The sequence below is a fragment of the Paenarthrobacter sp. FR1 genome, from assembly GCF_051106045.1.
GTDB lineage: Bacteria > Actinomycetota > Actinomycetes > Actinomycetales > Micrococcaceae > Arthrobacter > Arthrobacter nitroguajacolicus_A.
This window is the reverse complement of the sequence record NZ_JBPFSF010000012.1, coordinates 67,687-85,069: the sequence shown is the minus strand read 5'-3', so window position 1 is coordinate 85,069 and position 17,383 is coordinate 67,687. Positions and strand designations below refer to the sequence as shown.

13 protein-coding genes and 1 pseudogene are annotated in these 17,383 nt (G+C 63.7%); 4 read left to right on the top strand and 10 right to left on the bottom strand.

Features of this window, described 5'->3' with window-relative positions:
• Nucleotides 1-183: 183 nt before the first annotated feature.
• Complete coding sequence (locus ACR30Z_RS19720) at nucleotides 184-822, top strand: VOC family protein (protein ID WP_144652092.1); 639 nt, start codon at nucleotides 184-186, stop codon at nucleotides 820-822.
• A 133-nt stretch (nucleotides 823-955) separates the two neighbouring features.
• Here the strand turns inward: ACR30Z_RS19720 and ACR30Z_RS19715 are convergent, their stop codons facing one another.
• Nucleotides 956-1,729, bottom strand: coding sequence for a CPBP family intramembrane glutamic endopeptidase (locus ACR30Z_RS19715; protein WP_434374358.1), 774 nt, complete (start codon nucleotides 1,727-1,729; stop codon nucleotides 956-958).
• Between the two features lie 62 nt (nucleotides 1,730-1,791).
• Here ACR30Z_RS19715 and ACR30Z_RS19710 point away from each other — a divergent pair, with 62 nt between their 5' ends.
• Complete coding sequence (locus ACR30Z_RS19710; protein ID WP_244296805.1) at nucleotides 1,792-2,472, top strand: histidine phosphatase family protein; 681 nt, start codon at nucleotides 1,792-1,794, stop codon at nucleotides 2,470-2,472.
• Here ACR30Z_RS19710 and ACR30Z_RS19705 read toward each other — a convergent pair.
• From ACR30Z_RS19705 to ACR30Z_RS19685, 5 genes are read right to left on the bottom strand one after another with little or no spacing between them, the layout of a single operon-like run.
• The gene (locus tag ACR30Z_RS19705; protein ID WP_144652089.1) at nucleotides 2,469-3,260 is read right to left on the bottom strand and encodes a DeoR/GlpR family DNA-binding transcription regulator; all 792 of its coding nucleotides are present in this window, start codon (nucleotides 3,258-3,260) and stop codon (nucleotides 2,469-2,471) included. The two genes, ACR30Z_RS19710 and ACR30Z_RS19705, sit on opposite strands and share 4 nt — an antisense overlap.
• A 24-nt stretch (nucleotides 3,261-3,284) precedes the next feature.
• Entirely contained in the window at nucleotides 3,285-4,139 is an 855-nt protein-coding gene (locus ACR30Z_RS19700; RefSeq protein WP_434374357.1) for a class II fructose-bisphosphate aldolase, read from the bottom strand.
• Nucleotides 4,121-5,089, bottom strand: a complete 969-nt coding sequence (locus ACR30Z_RS19695) for a 1-phosphofructokinase family hexose kinase (protein WP_434374356.1) — start codon at nucleotides 5,087-5,089, stop codon at nucleotides 4,121-4,123. The genes ACR30Z_RS19700 and ACR30Z_RS19695 overlap by 19 nt, the downstream gene beginning before the upstream one ends.
• Nucleotides 5,086-6,021, bottom strand: a complete 936-nt coding sequence (locus ACR30Z_RS19690) for an ROK family protein (protein WP_434374355.1) — start codon at nucleotides 6,019-6,021, stop codon at nucleotides 5,086-5,088. Before ACR30Z_RS19690 ends, ACR30Z_RS19695 begins: the two co-directional genes overlap by 4 nt.
• Before the next feature lie 9 nt (nucleotides 6,022-6,030).
• Entirely contained in the window at nucleotides 6,031-6,948 is a 918-nt protein-coding gene (locus ACR30Z_RS19685) for an SIS domain-containing protein (protein ID WP_434374354.1), read from the bottom strand.
• 264 nt (nucleotides 6,949-7,212) lie between these two features.
• Between ACR30Z_RS19685 and ACR30Z_RS19680 the strand changes: the two genes are divergently transcribed.
• Nucleotides 7,213-11,601: an endo-alpha-N-acetylgalactosaminidase family protein gene (locus ACR30Z_RS19680; RefSeq protein WP_434374353.1), complete on the top strand. Its 4,389-nt coding sequence runs from the start codon at nucleotides 7,213-7,215 to the stop codon at nucleotides 11,599-11,601.
• Nucleotides 11,602-11,716: 115 nt separating this feature from the next.
• Here ACR30Z_RS19680 and hutI read toward each other — a convergent pair whose 3' ends face one another.
• Both hutI and ACR30Z_RS19670 read right to left on the bottom strand, forming a co-directional pair.
• Nucleotides 11,717-12,946 carry an imidazolonepropionase gene (gene hutI / locus ACR30Z_RS19675; protein ID WP_434374352.1) on the bottom strand — a complete coding sequence of 410 codons (1,230 nt, stop codon included), beginning with the start codon at nucleotides 12,944-12,946 and terminating at the stop codon, nucleotides 11,717-11,719.
• Nucleotides 12,947-12,957: 11 nt separating this feature from the next.
• Nucleotides 12,958-14,055, bottom strand: a complete 1,098-nt coding sequence (locus ACR30Z_RS19670) for an NAD(P)/FAD-dependent oxidoreductase (RefSeq protein WP_434374351.1) — start codon at nucleotides 14,053-14,055, stop codon at nucleotides 12,958-12,960.
• 207 nt (nucleotides 14,056-14,262) lie between these two features.
• Here ACR30Z_RS19670 and ACR30Z_RS19665 point away from each other — a divergent pair.
• A pseudogene (locus tag ACR30Z_RS19665) lies at nucleotides 14,263-14,980 on the top strand (AAA family ATPase).
• A gap of 102 nt (nucleotides 14,981-15,082) precedes the next feature.
• On the opposite strand, the gene ACR30Z_RS19660 reads toward ACR30Z_RS19665, so the two are convergent.
• Both ACR30Z_RS19660 and tdh read right to left on the bottom strand, forming a co-directional pair.
• Complete coding sequence (locus ACR30Z_RS19660) at nucleotides 15,083-16,276, bottom strand: glycine C-acetyltransferase (RefSeq protein ID WP_144652081.1); 1,194 nt, start codon at nucleotides 16,274-16,276, stop codon at nucleotides 15,083-15,085.
• A gap of 29 nt (nucleotides 16,277-16,305) precedes the next feature.
• Nucleotides 16,306-17,352, bottom strand: a complete 1,047-nt coding sequence (gene tdh, locus ACR30Z_RS19655) for an L-threonine 3-dehydrogenase (RefSeq protein ID WP_434374350.1) — start codon at nucleotides 17,350-17,352, stop codon at nucleotides 16,306-16,308.
• Nucleotides 17,353-17,383: the final 31 nt, after the last annotated feature.

Below are 17,383 nucleotides of genomic sequence, written 5' to 3'. Positions count from 1 at the left end.
GCGGGTTTTAGTGAGACGTGAGCTGCGGCCAGTCTAGGAAGTGTCCGGACGCTAAGACAGCTTTGTGACGTCGTCGGAATCTTTCGGTCTTTTCGCGTCCCTCCATGACGCGTCGCGCAACATCCCACCTTAGTTAGGCTTGACTTAGCTGAGACCCCGATCACAAAGTGCCAAGATGAAGCCATGCGCATGGATCACGTCTCTTACGCCTGTGAACGAGATGGCCTTTTGGCCACTACCGAACGAATTTCCGCGGCATTGGGAGTGGACGCTGTCCGGGGCGGAGTGCACCCGCGCTTCGGTACCCGGAACATGATCATTCCCCTTGCGGATAACAAATACCTGGAAGTCGTGGAGGTCCTGGACCACCCCGCTTCCGACAAAGCACCCTTTGGCCAGGCCGTCCGGGCACGCTCGGCCGCCGGCGGCGGTTGGATGGGCTGGTGCGTGGCAGTTGACGACCTCGCTCCGTTTGAGGATCGCCTCGGCCGCGCCGCGGTCCCCGGCAACCGCAAATTCCCTGACGGCCGTGAGTTGGTGTGGCAGCAGATTGGCATTCTCGGCCTGATCGCCGATCCCCAGGTGCCGTACCTTCTCAAATGGGAAGGTGACCCCTCACTGCACCCGTCCAAGGTCTACGAGAGCGACGTCAAGATGTCCAGCCTCACCATCGCGGGCTCCGCTGAACGCGTGACCGAATGGTTGGGCGAACCGGTGGAGAAGCCGCTCGAGGACGTTGCGGTCCAGTGGATGGCTCCGCACGGCACCCCGGGCATCCTGGCAGTCACGTTCGAAACCGCCTCCGGAGCTGTCACCATCTGACCACTCCTTTGATCCGGGCTCGTCCCGGCCCTGGACAACCGTGCCCGGGTAAAGCTTCGGCCGCCATCAGCGGGTGCCAATGACGTCACCCACCGATGGCGGCCGGATACTTTTAACGGCAGTCCTTCCGCCGTTATCCCAGGCCCATCGCCTTGCCGAACAGGCTGAATCCGACGAACGCCACAATGTCCAGCAACGCGTGGGCAATCACCAGCGGCATCACGCGTTTCGTCTTGGTGTAGATCCAGGCGAACACCAAGCCCATCACCACATTGCCAATGAACGGCCCGAACCCTTGGTACAGGTGGTAGCTCCCCCGCAGGACCGCACTGACCACAATGGCCACGGGCATGCTCCATCCGAACTTCCCGAACCGGTCCATGAGATACCCCACCACGATCACTTCTTCCACGATCGCGTGGCGCATGGCGGAGAGAATCAGCACCGGCACGGTCCACCAGTAGGCGTCCAGGCCGCTGGGGACAATCGCAGTGGTGATCCCGAGCGCCCTGCCCGCCGCATAGAGGCCAAGGGACGGTATGCCGATGAGCGCCGCCAGGCCCAGGCCCTGGAGCAGGTCCTTGCCGGGCCGGGCAAAGTTGAAGCCGAGCCGGGCGAATGCTGAACCGCTGTCGCCGTTCCGGTTTGCCTGGACATGCGTGGACAGGAAATAAAACACCAAGGCAACTGGCACCAGGGCGAACACGATGTCCAACAGCTGGTACGTGAGGTCGAAGTACTCCCGGGTGCTCTGGGACCTGTTCAGGGTAGACGTTGCGTCTGCCAACGGCGCCCGCGTCATCTTGTCGAGCAGTTGCACCACGGAGTAAACGGCCGACTGGCCCAGGGAGAGGCCCAGCACAATAAGTACTTCGGCGCGCAGCCGGCGGCGGGAAGCAAGGAACATGTACCTATCTTGCCCGCAGTTCCTGCCTCTTTGCCGGGAATGGCCACCCTATGCTTGGTGGGATGGGTGCCCCAGAGAGAATCTTCATGATCCGGCACGGCCAGTCCGCCGCGAATGCCGACACGTCCATCTACAACCGCGTGCCGGATTATCGGATCCCGTTGACCGAAGCCGGGCTGGAGCAAGCACGGATCGCCGGTGAGGACCTTCGACGAAAGCTCGATGGAGAGCAGGTCTGCGTTTACGTCTCGCCCTATTTGCGGGCCTACCAGACGCTGGAGGCCATGAACCTCGGACCGTTGGTCGAGCGCGTCATCGAGGAGCCGAGGCTGCGTGAGCAGGACTGGGCCAATTTCCAGATCTCCGGGGACATCGAGGACCAAAAGGAACTGCGCAACCTCTACGGCCATTTCTTCTACCGGTTCCGCGAGGGCGAGTCGGGTTCGGACGTGTACGACCGCGTGTCCTCGTTCATGGAGACTCTTTACCGGCACTGGCAGAAGCCCACTTATGCTCCCAACACGCTCTTGGTGACGCACGGATTGACCATGCGGCTTTTCTGCATGCGGTGGTTCCACTGGACGGTGGAATACTTCGAGTCGCTCAACAACCCGGACAACGCCGAGTTGCGCACGCTGATCAAGAACGACGGCGATCAGTACAGTTTGGATTTACCGTTCAGCCAGTGGGTGCCCAGGGATGTGGACGACTCCGTGCTGCACGCACCCAGGATGCGCTTCTAGCCGGCAGGGGCGACGATGACTTCCGTGCCCTTGGCTTCGAACGCAGCTTTGTCCTCCGCGCTGATCCCGGAATCCGTGATCAGGTGCCGGAAGTCGTAGCCAGCCATGGCGGCGAAGGAGCGGCGACCCACCTTGGAGGAGTCGGCCACCACGTAGGATTCCGTGGCCCGGCGTGCCATCACAGTGTTGACCATGGCTTCGCCTTCGTCCGTAATGGTGGGTCCAAGGTCCGGGTCAACGCCGTTGACGCCGATGAACGCGATGTCCAAAGCGACCTTCTGCATAATGACGTCCGTGTACGGACCCACGAGTTCGTACGAGCGCGGGTTGAGGATGCCCCCGGTGACCATGATTTTGATGTTGGGACGAACCGCCAACTGCGAGGCGATGTTGATGGCGTTGGTTACCACGGTGAGGGTGGGCCGGTTGGACGGCGCGTTGAGGTCCTCACGGGTGGACAGGAGTTGCGCCAGCGCTGTGTTGGTGGTTCCACCGCTCAGGCCGATGACGGCCCCCGGCCGGATCAACGACGACGCTGCCAGTGCGATCTCCTGCTTGGCCTCAGCGTGGTCGTCCCGGTTGTAGCGGCCGGGGAGGTCATAGGCCACCGACCCGGTGGTGGCACCACCCCGGGTACGGCTGAGCAACCGCTGCTTGGCAAGGCTGTCGAGATCCCGACGGGCCGTGGCAGGTGACACGCCTAGACGCGTCACGATGTCCTCGACTTCCACATGGCCGGACTCGGCCAGGAGATCGAGGATGGCGGTCAGCCGATCGGTGCGGGTCATGACAAGCCTTTCGCGGGTTCGGAGCTATTTCGCTTTGGCGAACAGCGTCAGCATACGTGCGGACTCCAACACCAGGGCATCCCGGCCGGCCTTGATGTACTTCCGGGAATCCACCACTGCAGGGTTGGCATCGAGGTACTCACGGACGGCGCGGGTAAAGAACCCGTTCAAATGTGTGGATACGTTGATCTTAGTCATACCTGCGCCGATAGCGGCTACGAGCATCTCATCTGTGACACCGGAAGAGCCATGGAGAACCAACGGTTTTCCCACCGCGGACTTCAGCCGCGTGATCAAGTGAAGGTCCAGTGCGGCACTGCGCTCCGTCATGGCATGGGACGACCCCACGGCCACGGCGAGTGCGTCCACGCCGGTGGCCTCAACGAATGCCTGCGCCTCGGCGGGGTCGGTCCGGACACCGGGCGCGTGGGCCCCGTCCTTGCCACCCACCTTGCCCAGTTCGGCCTCCACGTAGACCCCTCGTTCGTGCGCATACGCAGCCACCCGTTCGGTTACTTCAACGTTCCACTCGTAAGGCAGGTGCGCGCCGTCGTACATGACGGAACCGAAACCGAGGTCTACGGCGGCGAGCGCGAGGTCTTCGGACTCGGCATGGTCCAGATGGAGGGCCACGGGCACGGAGGCGGAACGGGCGATCGCCAGGGCTGCAGACGCGATGGGTTCCAGGCCGCCATGGTACTTGGCGCAGTTCTCGGAGATCTGCAGGATCAGCGGAACACCGGCGGCCTCGGCTCCTGCCACCAGCCCTTCGGCTGTTTCGATGTGGATGATGTTGAACGCGCCTTGGCCCGTTCCTGCGGCCGCGGCCTTGTCCATCAGTTCCCGCGTGTTGACCAGGGTCACCGGGTCTCCTTCCATGTAACGATCAGTTGGTCCTGCAGCTCCTGGTACCGGGGCGAGATCTCGCCCGCTGCGGGCATGAGCACGGCGGCGGCGGACCAGGCGGTAGCCCGGCGAAGAATCTCGCGGGGCTCTGTGATGCCTTCGGCGAGCGCGACGGCGGCAGCTGCCACACCGGCGTCGCCCGCCCCTGTGGGGTTGCCACTGAGCGATTCCGGTAGGCGCGCGCTCCAGTAGCCGCCCGGAGCGGCATGGTCAAAGGCGAGCATGCCGTCGGCGCCGGCGCTCACCAGCACGGCGCGGGCACCCATGCCTATCAGCGAGAGAGCTGCCGCTTCGAAGCTGGACTCGCCCGTGGCCTCTGCAAGTTCGTGGTGGTTTGGCTTGAGGATGTCTGCGCCTGCCTTGGCTGCGGCGATGATTCCGGGACCGGAGGTGTCGATGATGCACGGGATGCCGGCGTCGTGGGCCAGGCGCACCAGCTCCGGGTAGAAATCCGCGGGGGCGCCAGGCGGGAGGCTGCCGGAACCGACCAGGACGGAGGCGGGCAGGTTGCGGTTGCCGCTCACGGCCTCCACTACCGCGATCCGGAGGGAACGCCAATCATCCGGAAGGAGCGCTTGGCCTTCTTCGTTGAAGATGGATGTTTCGCCTGCCACCGTGTCCACGAGCGCGATGCTGCGACGGGTTTCGGCAGCAACTCCCACCAGGGTGTGTGGCACGCCGCTGGTCCAGAGTTCGGCGGCCAAGGTCTGTCCGGCGGCTCCGCCCGTGGGCGCGATGGCGAGGACGGGGTATCCGAGCTGGTGGGTGACGCGGGCTACGTTGATCCCTTTGCCGCCGGCGCGGCTCAACGGGGTCGGCACACGATGGCTGGCCCCTTCGGTGATCCCCTGCACGGTGTAGGTCATGTCGATGGCCGGGTTGGCCGTCACTGTGATGATGCGGTTCACGTTGGCTCGCTTCATTGTCCGGCTCCCAACAGGCCACGTGCATTGAGGGCAGCTCCCAGGAGGCCTGCGTCCTGTCCCAGCTGGGCGCGGATCAGGTGGGGTCGCCGTTGGAAATCCAGGATCTGGTTAACACGGGTGCGGAGAGGATCAAGGAGTTCATCCCCGGCTTCGGCAAGGCCGCCGCCGATCACCACAGCTTCAGTGCCAATGATGTTGACGCATTGGCAGATGGTGAAGGCGAGGGCATCCACTGCGTCGGCCCAGACCCGGGCCGCTGCTTGGTCACCCTCGCTTGCCTTGAGCAACACGTCGCGAGCACCATTTACCCTGTTTCCGGAAGCCCGGTGGTAGCGCTTGGCGATGGCACCGGCGGAACCCACGGCTTCCAGGATGGTGGAACCTGTGGTGCCCGGGGCGGCATCGGGATCCGGGACCTGGGCATGGCCGAGTTCGCCGGCGAAACCTCCCGCGGTCACAGCCTTGCCGCCCGAGAAAACGGCTGCCGCGATGCCGGTGCCCACCACCATCACCACAACATCGTTGAACTCCTTGGACCCACCAAAGCTGTGTTCCACCGCTGCGGCGGAACGCACATCATGATCGAACGCCACAGGAATGCCGAGCCGCTTCTCGGCTTCGGCCGTGAAGGGAAAGTCACGCCATCCGAGGTTGGCGGAGTACACGCCCACCCCGGCCACCGAGTCCACGATGCCGGGAACGATGATGCCGGCAGCCCTGGCCGGAACTCCCGGGAATTCGGCAGCCAGCTCGGCGGCAAGCTCAGCGAGCCGGTCCAGGACGGCTTCGCCGGGTCGGGCAGGGTCCAGCGGCGTGGGAACGCGGCGCATGCCCAAAACGGCCCCCCGGGCGTCAACCAAACCGGCCTTGATATCGGTCCCGCCAACATCAAAGGAGAGGACCGGCGATTCTGCGGCTCCGAGAACCATGACGGGTGCCTAGGCGGAAGCGTCGAGAATGACGGAGCGCGTCAGGTTGCGAGGCAGGTCCGGATTCAGTCCACGGACACGAGCACGTTCCAGCGTTACCTTGTGGACGCGTGCCAGTTCAGCCAGCGGGTGCTTGTCCGTGTGAATGTAGAGGGCGCCGGTGACGGCCATGTCGTTGTCCAAACCCTCGGGCTGGGTCCCGAACAACCATGTGACACGGCCCGGGGCAGCGATGGAAATGGGGCCGTGGCGGTACTCCATGGCGGGGTAGGACTCCGTCCAGCCCTGGACCGCTTCGCGCATTTTCAACCCGGCTTCGTGGGCCAGGCCAACAGTCCAACCGGTGCCCAGGAAAGTGAACTGCTCAGCGTCCAGGAGTTCCTGGGAAACGGGAGCGGTGACGGCATCGCGTGCATCCGCGATGGCCTGCTGCACATCGATACCAAGGCTCGTGAGCATGTACACCAATGCCGTGGTGGCGAAACGGGTCTGCACCACCGAACGCTCATCGGCGTACTGGAGGCCGACCACCGCATCTGCCAGTTCAATGATCGGCGAGGTGGTGTCGCCAATGATCGCGACGGTGGGGACGATGCCCTTCAACTCAGCCAGAATCTCCAGCACCTCAGTGGTGGTGCCCGAACGCGTAATGGCCACAACGGCGTCGTACTGGCGGTCGGCGCTGTTGCTGTTCAGGAAAGCCTCGGAAGCGGCGAACGCATCCGTCACGCCCTTCCCGGCGGATTCACGTGCGGCGGCGTAGCTCTGGGCCATGAACCAGGAGGTGCCACAGCCAATGACGGCGATGCGCTTGCCGTCCGCGGGAAGCAAACGCTCCGTACGTGCCTGCTCGACGGCCCGCTGCCAGACGTCGGGCTGGGAAACCAGCTCTTCCTCCATGAAGGCGCCCAGTGTGTTCTCGCTCATCGTGTGTTCCGCTCCCGCTCATCTTAATGACGTTTTCTGATCTATAGAAACACTAAACGATCATTTTCGATCTAACAAGGATCATTCAGCGTCATTAAGGACCCGCGACAATTACAGCGGCCATAGGGCGGAAAGCGTGTGCCGAGATGTGCAGTTAAGTTAACTGCCTGTTAACTCTTGTCAACTTCTGTCCCATAGAGCAGTCTTAGACGAGTCCGCAAGAACATGACTGTAACTAGCTCGGAAAAATCAAGAAGGAGCATTATGCCCGGCTTGTCATCCCCCAGACGCCTCGCCTCATTGAGTTTGGCCTGTGTCGTCGCCTCCTCCTCGCTGGGACTGCTGTCCCTTCAGCCCGCAACTGCAGCCCCGGCTACCCAACCGGCAGACATCGTCAGCGCCGCAGATACTGCCACCCTCACCTCCGGCGACCTCCGCGTGGATGTTGCCACCACCTTCCCCCAAGTCCTTGGCTACACCGACACCGCCACCAAGGCCCGCCTCGATGGCACCGCAGTGCGGTTGAACACCATCACCCTGAACGGACTGGAATACGCGGTCACCGGAACGTCCACCGCCTCCGGAAAGGACGCAAGGGATTACGTCCTCACCGTGCCCGACTTTGGCAACACCGTGATCAAGGCGCGGCTCTCGGTGAAGAAAAACGTGGTCTCCTTCAACGTCACGGAGATCAAGGACTCCGCGGACCACCTCGTGAAGACCCTGCAACTCCCCCGGCTGAACCTGGTCACCGTGGGCTCCAACCAGCCCGGGGCACAGGTGTCCACGGCCAACCTATCCGTGGATCGCGGCGTGACGGGAGACGAATTCACGCCGATCACCGCGTCGACTCCCTTGGACGCCGCCGCCAAGAGTTCGGCCTACGCACTGGCCAACACCGCTGCCCTGGGCGCCGCCGTCGAGTCCAACGCCCTTTACGACACTTCCTCCGGGCCCGGAGCCAAGGACCGGGGCCGCTTCTGGCGGCAGGCGGTCAGTGACGGTGCAGGTGGCGTCTCCATGGGTCTCGCCAGCGGCCAATGGCTCTACCGTGCTGAAGGCTCTGCCACCACCGAAGAACTACCCTGGACACGCGTCGCCATCACCCCTGACGCCAACGCCGACGGCGGTGTGGACTGGCAGGACGCCGCCATCGCCATGAGGACCATCCAGGTCAGCCCCCACAAGGGTGAACAAACCCCCGATAACGTGATCACCCACATCCCGTTCAACTTTGCCTCCCAGGCAACCCACCCCTTCCTGCGGACCCTGGATGACGTCAAGCGCATCTCCTTGGCAACGGACGGGCTGGGCCAGGTGGCCATGCTCAAGGGCTACACCAGCGAAGGCCACGACTCCGCCAACACGGACTACGGCAACAACTTCAACACCCGCGCAGGCGGCCTGGAAGACCTCAACACGCTGGTCAAGGAAGGCAAGGACTGGAATGCCAGCTTCGGCGTCCACATCAACGCCACTGAGATCTACCCGGAGGCCAAGTCCTTCAGCGAAGACCTCCTGCGGGCCGACAAGGGCCTGGGGTGGAACTGGCTGGACCAGTCCTACTACATGAACCAACGCCAGGACATCAACTCCGGCAAGCTCGCTCAGCGCATCAAGGAACTGCGCGAGGCTACGGACAAGAACCTGGACTTCGTATACGTGGACGTCTACTACGAATTCGGATGGCTGGCCGAGCGCCTCCAGCAGGAACTGGTCAAGAACGGCTTCCGGGTTGGCTCCGAGTGGGCTGACCACCTGTCCCGGAACAACACGTGGTCGCACTGGGCCAACGATGAAAAATACGGTGGCTCCACCAACAAGGGCGTCAACTCGCAGATCCTGCGCTTCATCAACAACACCCAATCAGACGTGTGGAACCCGGACCCCAAGCTCGGCGTGAGCCACATTGTGGAGTTCGAAGGCTGGACCGGTCAGAACGACTTCAACGCCTTCAGTGAGAACGTCTGGACAGCCAACCTCCCGGCGAAGTTCCTGCAGCACCACCCCATCACCAAGTGGACGGCCGAGCGGATCGACCTCGCTGATGGTGTGGCCGTCACCGGAAACACCGCCGATGAACGCAACATCACCGTGGGCGGGGCATCCGTCCTCCAAGGTGGCACCTACCTCCTCCCGTGGTCCTCCAAGGAGAATGGCAAGACCGACAAGCTCTACCACTACAACCCGGCCGGGGGTGCCAGCACCTGGACGCTCACCAAGGAGTTCGCCAAGTCCACCTCGCTTGAACTGTTCAAACTGACTGACAACGGACGCGTGAAGGTGGCGGATGTCCCCGTGGTCAACGGACAGGTCACCGTCACCGCCGACTCCAAACAGCCGTACGTCCTTGCTCCCAGGAACAACAAGGCCGATCTTCCCAAGAAGGCCGAGTTCGGCGAAGGCACCGCCTTCAACGATCCCGGCTTCAACGGCGCCGACCTCTCCCCCTGGAACCCCACGGGCAACGTCACCCAGGTGCGCGACGACAAAGGCCGCCGCTTCGCGGAGCTGGGGGCAACGCCGTCGTCCATCAGCCAGGAAGTCAAGCTGGATGCCGGAACCCAATCCGTCAGCGCATGGATTGAAATCCAGCCCGGCAAGGCCCGTCCCACCACGCTCTCCGTCGACATCAACGGCACATCCGAAAGCGTCACCATCGACTCATCCAATGCCGAAAACTTCGTCGCTGGCGACGAGAAGCACGGTACCTCGTTCCAGCGTGTACGGGTGCTGGTGGATGTGCCGCGGAACAACACGAAGGCCACTGTTTCCGTCAAAGCCGCCGACGGCGACGCCACAGTGCGCGTCGATGACTTCCGGGCGGTGAAGACCACCAAGGTGGCCACCACCGGCGTGCTCAGCGAAGATTTCGAAAACGTGGACCAGGGTTGGGGACTCTTTGTGAAGGGCGACGCCGGCGGCTCCACGGACCCGCGCACCCACATCACCGAACGCAATGAACCCTTCACGCAGAAGGGCTGGCACACCAATGTGATCGACGAAGTACTGGACGGCACCTGGTCATTGATCGCCCACGACGAGAACCGCGCTCCCAATGGCGGACCGGGCATGGTGTACCGCACCACCGAGGCGAGCATTCCGTTCCAGGCCGGCCACAAGTACAAGGTGTCCTTCGACTACCAGAATTCCAAGGCAGGGCAGTACGCCTGGGTGTCCGGCTACGACTCGCAGGCAGGGCCCGCAGTCACGGGCAGCCAACCAATCGACGCGAAAACCTCCACCACCCGGTTCGAACAGATCCTGGATACCGGCTTCTGCGGGGACTACTTCGTAGGGCTGCAGCGCACGGGCAGCTCCAACGGTTCGGACTTCACGCTGGACAACTTCCTGGTGGAGGACCTCGGCGCTTCGGACGCCGTCCCGGCCTGCGCACAGCTTTCGGCCGAACTTCAAGGCGATGTAGTCCAGCAGGGCAAAGCCCAGGACTTCGTCACCACGTTTGTCTCTGACGAACCGGCTGCTGTCGCCGAACTGTCCGTGGCGCTTGAGCTGCCTGAGGGCTGGACGGCAACCCCTTCGACGCCTGCGACTGCCGCAACCCTCCCTGCTGGCGGCAACCTCACCACCACATGGAAAATCACCGCCCCGGCATCGGCTGACGGCGACTACCCCATCACTGCCAAGGCCAGCTACACCACCACAACAGAACCTGCAGGCGGGCGGACCATCAGCACCACCACCACGGTCCGGACACTGCCCAAACCGCCGCAGGCCACAGTGTTCGCCAGCGACCACCCCTGGGTCAGCGCCACCAACGGCTGGGGGCCGGTGGAGAAGGACCAGTCCAACGGCGGGACCGGAGCCGGCGACGGGACGCCGCTCACCCTGAACGGCACCGTCTACGCGAAGGGACTCGGAGCCCACGCCAACGGCACTGTCCGCTACTACCTCGGCGGCTACTGCACTGCCTTTACCGCAACGGTAGGCATCGATGACGCCCAGCCGACGCGGGGCAGCGTGAAGTTCTCCGTAGTGGCTGATGGGACCACCAAGGTCACCACCCCGGTGTTGGGCGCGTCCAGCGCTCCCCTGCCGCTCACCGTGGACGTCACCGGCGCCCAGTACGTGGAGCTGACAGCCAACGATGCCGGCGACTCCAATGGCAACGACCACGCGGACTGGGCCGACGCCAAGTTCACCTGCTCCTCCACGTCCCAGGAACCGCCGGCACCCGTCCTGCAAGGCACCGTTTTTGCCTCCGACCTGCCCTGGATCGGCAGCACCAACGGCTGGGGACCGGCGGAACGGGACCGGGCCAACGGTGAGCAGAACGCCGGCGACGGGCCCGCACTGCGGCTCGACGGCGTCGTCTACCCCAAGGGCGTCGGCGTCCACGCCGACTCGAAGATCAGCATCTCCACGGAAGCCAAGTGCAACGCCTTCACCGCCGTGGTGGGAGTGGACGACGCCAAGCTGAACAAGGGCCTGCACGGATCAGTGGTGTTCATCGTGAAGGGCGACGGGCGGGAACTTCTCCGCACCCCCGTCCTCAGCGCCGACTCAGCAGCACTGCCCCTGAACGTGGACATCACCGGAGTCCGGAACGTCGAGCTGATCGCCGACAAGAACGGCGATGATGCCGGCGACGACTGGGGTGATTGGGCAGACGCGAAGTTCAGCTGCGCATAGTCGCTCCACGCCCCAGTAAAGACTCCACACCTCAGTAAAGACTCCACACCTCAGTAAAGAAGGGCGGTGTTCCCACCGGAACACCGCCCTTCTCTGTTGTTCGTGCCGCGTCGCCCTAGACCGCCCGTATGCCCGCCCGCCACACCGAGTGCGTCAGCGGGATCCCGGGACGGTATGCCAGATGCGTTGCCGACGGGGCCTTCAACATGTGCAGGTCAGCCCGATGGCCGACGACGAGCGAACCCACCGCGCGATCGCCGTCGACGTCGTTCCCGGACTCCCGGCCCAACGCCAAGGCGCCGCCGTACGTCGCCGCGCGGACGGCCTCGTGGACGCTCAAGTGCATCTGGAGAACCGCTGTGGTGACGCAGAAAGCCATGGACGTGGTGTACGACGTTCCAGGGTTGCAGTTGGCCGCCAGCGCGATCTGCACGCCGGCGTCGATCAATTCACGCCCAGGCGCCAAAGGCTGGCGGGTGGAGAGATCGCAAGCCGGAAGGCAGGTGGCAACCGTGCCCCGTGCTCCCTGGCCTGTGGCAGGATCCCAACCGGCCCAGGTTTCCGCGAGCGCCGCGATGTCCTTGTCCGAAAGGTAGTTCACGTGGTCCACACTCGCAGCGGCGAACTCCACGGCCAGTGCCACGCCCGGTCCAACACCCAGCTGGTTGCCGTGCACACGCAGCCCGAGGCCGGCGCTGCGGGCCGCGGTGAGGACGCGGCGGGACTGGTCCTCGGTGAATGCGCCGCGTTCGCAGAAGACATCGGCCCAGCGGACGTGCGGCAGGACGGCGTCGAGCATGTCCCCGCACACCAGGTCCGTGTATTCCTCGGGGTCCGAACCGGCGGGTACCAAGTGCGCGCCGAGGTAGGTGACCTCATCCACTTCGGCCGCAGCGATGCGGGCACTGCGCGCTTCGTTCTCAACGTCCAGCCCATAGCCGGTCTTGCTCTCCAGGTAGGTGGTGCCCTGGGAGACTGCCTCGGCCACTCGGTCCCGCACCAGGCGGGTGAGCTCGGCATCGCTGACGCTGCGCGTCGCTCCCGTGGTGACTGCGATGCCGCCGGCACTGTAACTTTCGCCGGCCATGCGGGCTTCGAACTCCGCGGTGCGGTCACCGGCAAACACCAGGTGCGAGTGCGAATCAACCCAACCGGGCAGGACGGCGCGGCCTTCGGCGTCGATCTTTTCGTCAGCCGCGGGGGCGTCCTTACTGGACCCCATCCATGCGATGCGCTCTCCTTCGACCACGATCGCCGCGTCCTTGAGGACCCGGTGTTCCAGGTCCTGGGTCATCAGCTCGCCGATATTGGTGATGAGGGTGGTGGTTGGATTGGTTGCGCTCATGACCCTATTGTTCAGCGCCGGATGGACCAGCGCACGGCTGCGAGCTGCTCCGCTGTCCGGGATTCCGGACTGTCCGCCGTGACGTGGCCGAGGATCAGCGACGCGGCCAGTTCCGCGATGGCTGATGACGTCTGGAATCCATAGCCACCTTGACCGGCCAGCCAAAAGAAGCCCGGCGCTTCGGCGTCGAAGCCCACCACGGGGATGCCGTCAGCAGCTTCGGTTCTCAATCCAGTCCAGGCGCGGTCAACAGAACGGATGCCCATGGTTGTCACCTCATTGAGGTTGCGGATCAGCTTCTCTACATCCCCCGGGTAGGGCTTGGCATCCTCCGCTCCACTCGGAACAGTTTCCGACGGCGAGATCAAAACCTGGTTGCCCTCGGGGCGGAAGTAAAACGAATAGTCAGCGGCACATACCATGGGTGTTTCCGGCGTCAGCGGGTTCTCCACGTTCACGATTGCCGCTGTCCGACGGTACGGTTGCAGGCCCAGCTTTTCAACGCCGCTGATAACGGCCAGCTCATCGGCCCACGCACCGGCCGCATTAACCACGACGCCGGACTGGAAACCTTCCGTGCCGGCGCCCACCTGCCAGCCACTCCCCAGCCGCTGGGCCGAGTGCACCTTGGCGCCGGTGATGATGTCCACTCCCGCAGCTTCCGCAGTCTGCCGGTGTTCCTCGAGGAGCAAAGGGGCGTTGCAGCCGAAGGAGCCGTTATCCAGCCCTGCTGACGTAAAGGATCCTGGGTTGAGGGCCGGGCAGAGACGCATGGCTTCGTCATGGGTAATGGGATGCATGGTGCCGCTGGCCTCGGCATGCACGGTCTCTTCGTCCCCCACCAGCATGAAGCCGCGGGGGGTCAGGATTGGCTCAGCTGCGTCGGCGTCCCTTTCCGCCAGCATTTCCAGTGTCCGAACAGTCAGTTCCTGGACCACGTCCGGACCGTAGCTGGGGATCAACTGCCGCGCCGAGCGGGAGGAAGTATGGAAAGCCAGGGACTGCTCGGCCTCAACGAGCGCGACGCTGCACTTGCCCGCCAGTGCCGCCGCTAACGACAATCCGCCGATACCGCCGCCAACGATTACCACGTCATAATTCGAAGCCATGGCTCCATCCTGTCAGAAGCCGGCCGAACGTGGACAGGCTTCCACCCCGCCCCCCAAACCCACACCCTCTCTCACATCCCACCCCTTAAACCCACTCCCTCTCTCACATCCCATCCCTTAAACCCACTCCCTCTCTCACATCCCACCGTCGCGAGGTGTGCTGGTCCGGGCAGGGTCAACGTCGGCCGGGGCTGCAACAATGACGGCATGCACCTCAACCATCCGATCCGACGAGTGGCAGAAGGTCCCACCAACGCGCTGGACCGTACCCAATGGCCGGCCAACCTTCCCCCCGTCACGCAACTCCTGGAACACGGCCTGGATCTGACGCCTGCAACCATCCTCGTGGGCGAAAACGGCTCCGGGTAAGTCCACAGTGGTTGAAGCCATCGCCTTGGCCTACGGTTTGTCTCCTGAGGGCGGATCAACAGGGGCCCGGCACACCACAAGGTCCACTGAATCCGAATTGGGCAGCCATCTGCAACTGATCCGCAACGCGGGCAGCAGCCGGCGAGGCTACTTCCTCCGCGCCGAGACGATGCATGGCTTCTTCACCTATTTGGAGAAGAACCCCAGCAGGTACGGCGACCTGCCCTTCCACGACATGTCACATGGCGAATCGTTCCTTGAACTCGCCGTCGACCGGTTCCGTGGACCCGGGCTATGGGTCTTGGATGAGCCGGAATCGGCCTTGTCCTTCAACGGCTGCCTCAGCCTGCTGTCTGTCCTCAAGGAGTTGCTGGTTGGAGGCAAGTCCCAAGTCATCATGTCCACTCACTCGCCACTTCTTGCCGCACTTCCGGGCGCCCAAATACTTGAAGTCGGAGAGTGGGGCCTACGTCCCAGGCAATGGGCCGAACTGGATCTGATCACCAACTGGCGATCATTCCTGGACTCCCCGGAAAGGTACGTTCGGTACCTATAGGCCGATGCTCTCGCTTTCGTGAAGAAAGTGAGAGAGCATCGGCCGGAAACCCGCGGGAAGTGAGAGAGCATCGGCCGGAAACCCGCGGGAAGTGAGAGAGCGTCAGGCGACGGCGGCGCGACTCTTGACGAACGCCTGAACGCACGCTTCGACGTCGTCAGCGCTGTGCGCGGCGGAAAGCTGCACGCGGATCCGGGCCACGCCCTTCGGCACTACGGGGAAGCTGAACGCGGTTACGAAGACGCCGTTGTTGAGCATTTCGTCGGCCACCTTGGCGGCCACCACGGCGTCGCCGAACATGACAGGGATGATGGCGTGTTCGCCATCGAGGAGTTCAAAGCCTTCCTCGCTCATGCGGCGGCGGAACAGCGCAGCGTTCTCGAAGAGACGCGTGCGGAGTTCGCCCGACTCCTGAACCAGCTCGATCGCCTTGATGGTGGCCGCAACGATGGCCGGGGCGAGGGAGTTGGAGAACAGGTACGGGCGGGCTTTTTGGCGCAGCATGGCGACGATTTCGCCGCGGCCGGAAACGTATCCGCCCGAAGCCCCGCCGAGGGCCTTGCCGAAGGTTCCCGTGTAGATGTCGACACGCTCGGAGACACCGGCGTGCTCGGGCGTGCCGGCACCGGTGGGCCCCATGAAACCAACGGCGTGGGAGTCGTCCACCATGACCAAGGCGTCGTGCTTCTCGGCGAGGTCGCAGATGGCCTCAAGCGGTGCAAGGTAGCCGTCCATGGAGAACACGCCATCGGTGACGATGATCTTGCGGCGTGAACCCTGGGCTTCAACGAGCTTGGCTTCAAGGTCTGCCATGTCCTGGTTGGCGTAGCGGAACCGCTTGGCCTTGCTCAGGCGGATGCCGTCGATGATGGACGCATGGTTCAGCGAGTCCGAGATGATGGCGTCCTCGGGGCCGAACAGGGACTCGAAGACACCGCCGTTGGCGTCGAAGCAGCTGGAGAACAGGATGGTGTCCTCCGTGCCGAGGAACTTCGAGACGCGGGCTTCGAGCTCCAGGTGGAGATCCTGCGTGCCGCAGATGAAGCGCACAGAGGCCATGCCGAAGCCGCGCTCGTCCATGGCGGACTTGGCGGCGGCGATGATGTCCGGGTGGTCGGCCAGGCCAAGGTAGTTGTTGGCGCAGAAGTTCAGGACCTTGTTGGCCGGCTGGCCGAGTTGTCCTGCGGCGATGTGGCTTGCCTGCGGGGAATCGATGTGGCGTTCGGTCTTGAAGAGGCCGGCGGTGCGGATCTCGTCCAGTTCGCCCTGCAGTTGGTCTTTGATGGCTGAGTACATGGGTGCTCCTAAAGTTTTCGGGTGTCCAGTTACAGTTCGGTCCAGTCCAGGACCACTTTGCCGCCGGTGCCGTTGCGGGCAATCTCGAAGCCCTTTTCCCAGTCAGCTGCGGACAGCTTGTCGGTCACGACGGCGGAAATGCTGCGGTGGAGCACGGGGTTGGAGGACAGCATGGCGCTCATGGCGTACCAGGTCTCGAACATCTCGCGGCCGTAGATGCCCTTGAGCGTGAGCATGTGGGTGACTACCTTGCCCCAATCGATGTCGATGGACTGGCTGGGAAGGCCGAGCATGGCGATGCGTCCACCGTGGTTCATGTTGTCGATCATCTCAGGCAGTGCCGTGGGGTGTCCCGACATTTCAAGACCGATATCAAAGCCTTCGCGCATCCCGAGTTCCTGCTGTGCCTCGCGGACGCGCATCTTGGAAACGTCGACGGCGAGGTCCACGCCCATCCGGCGGGCGAGTTCCAGCCGGGGCGCGGAGACGTCGGTGATGGCGATTTTGCGTGCACCGGCGTGTCGGGCCACAGCGATGGCCATCAGCCCGATGGGGCCAGCTCCTGTGATGAGAACGTCTTCGCCGACCAGCGGGAAGCTCAGGGCGGTGTGGACGGCGTTGCCAAAGGGGTCGAAGATGGCGCCGAGCTCAGGGGTGACCGATTCATCGTGGTGGACCCAGACGTTCGTCTCCGGGATCACGACGTATTCGGCGAACGCGCCATCGCGCTGCACGCCAACAGAGACAGTGTGGATGCACATCTGGCGGCGTCCGGCCCGGCAGTTGCGGCAGATCCCGCACACCACGTGGCCCTCGCCGGAGACGCGGTCCCCCACTTTGACGTCTCGGACGTCCTCGCCGATTTCCACCACTTCACCGTAGAACTCGTGGCCTGCGATCAAAGGCGTTTCGATGATGCTTTGCGCCCAGGCGTCCCAGCTCTGGATGTGGAGATCGGTACCGCAAATGCCTGTGGTCATCACACGGATCTTGACGTCGCTGGCGCCGGCTTCGGGCTCGGGACGGTCAACGAGTTCGAACCCTGCGTGCGGTCCGGATTTGTAGAGAGCCTTCATGGGATTCCTCACTGCTGGGGCTGCTTCACTG

What these genes read in the sequence shown, in the direction of transcription:
- ACR30Z_RS19720 (WP_144652092.1), top strand. Translation starts at nt 184, where the DNA reads ATGCGCATGGATCACGTCTCTTACGCCTGTGAACGAGATGGCCTTTTG.
- ACR30Z_RS19715 (WP_434374358.1), bottom strand. Translation starts at nt 1,729, where the DNA reads ATGTTCCTTGCTTCCCGCCGCCGGCTGCGCGCCGAAGTACTTATTGTG.
- ACR30Z_RS19710 (WP_244296805.1), top strand. Translation starts at nt 1,792, where the DNA reads ATGGGTGCCCCAGAGAGAATCTTCATGATCCGGCACGGCCAGTCCGCC.
- ACR30Z_RS19705 (WP_144652089.1), bottom strand. Translation starts at nt 3,260, where the DNA reads ATGACCCGCACCGATCGGCTGACCGCCATCCTCGATCTCCTGGCCGAG.
- ACR30Z_RS19700 (WP_434374357.1), bottom strand. Translation starts at nt 4,139, where the DNA reads ATGGAAGGAGACCCGGTGACCCTGGTCAACACGCGGGAACTGATGGAC.
- ACR30Z_RS19695 (WP_434374356.1), bottom strand. Translation starts at nt 5,089, where the DNA reads ATGAAGCGAGCCAACGTGAACCGCATCATCACAGTGACGGCCAACCCG.
- ACR30Z_RS19690 (WP_434374355.1), bottom strand. Translation starts at nt 6,021, where the DNA reads ATGGTTCTCGGAGCCGCAGAATCGCCGGTCCTCTCCTTTGATGTTGGC.
- ACR30Z_RS19685 (WP_434374354.1), bottom strand. Translation starts at nt 6,948, where the DNA reads ATGAGCGAGAACACACTGGGCGCCTTCATGGAGGAAGAGCTGGTTTCC.
- ACR30Z_RS19680 (WP_434374353.1), top strand. Translation starts at nt 7,213, where the DNA reads ATGCCCGGCTTGTCATCCCCCAGACGCCTCGCCTCATTGAGTTTGGCC.
- hutI (WP_434374352.1), bottom strand. Translation starts at nt 12,946, where the DNA reads ATGAGCGCAACCAATCCAACCACCACCCTCATCACCAATATCGGCGAG.
- ACR30Z_RS19670 (WP_434374351.1), bottom strand. Translation starts at nt 14,055, where the DNA reads ATGGCTTCGAATTATGACGTGGTAATCGTTGGCGGCGGTATCGGCGGA.
- ACR30Z_RS19660 (WP_144652081.1), bottom strand. Translation starts at nt 16,276, where the DNA reads ATGTACTCAGCCATCAAAGACCAACTGCAGGGCGAACTGGACGAGATC.
- tdh (WP_434374350.1), bottom strand. Translation starts at nt 17,352, where the DNA reads ATGAAGGCTCTCTACAAATCCGGACCGCACGCAGGGTTCGAACTCGTT.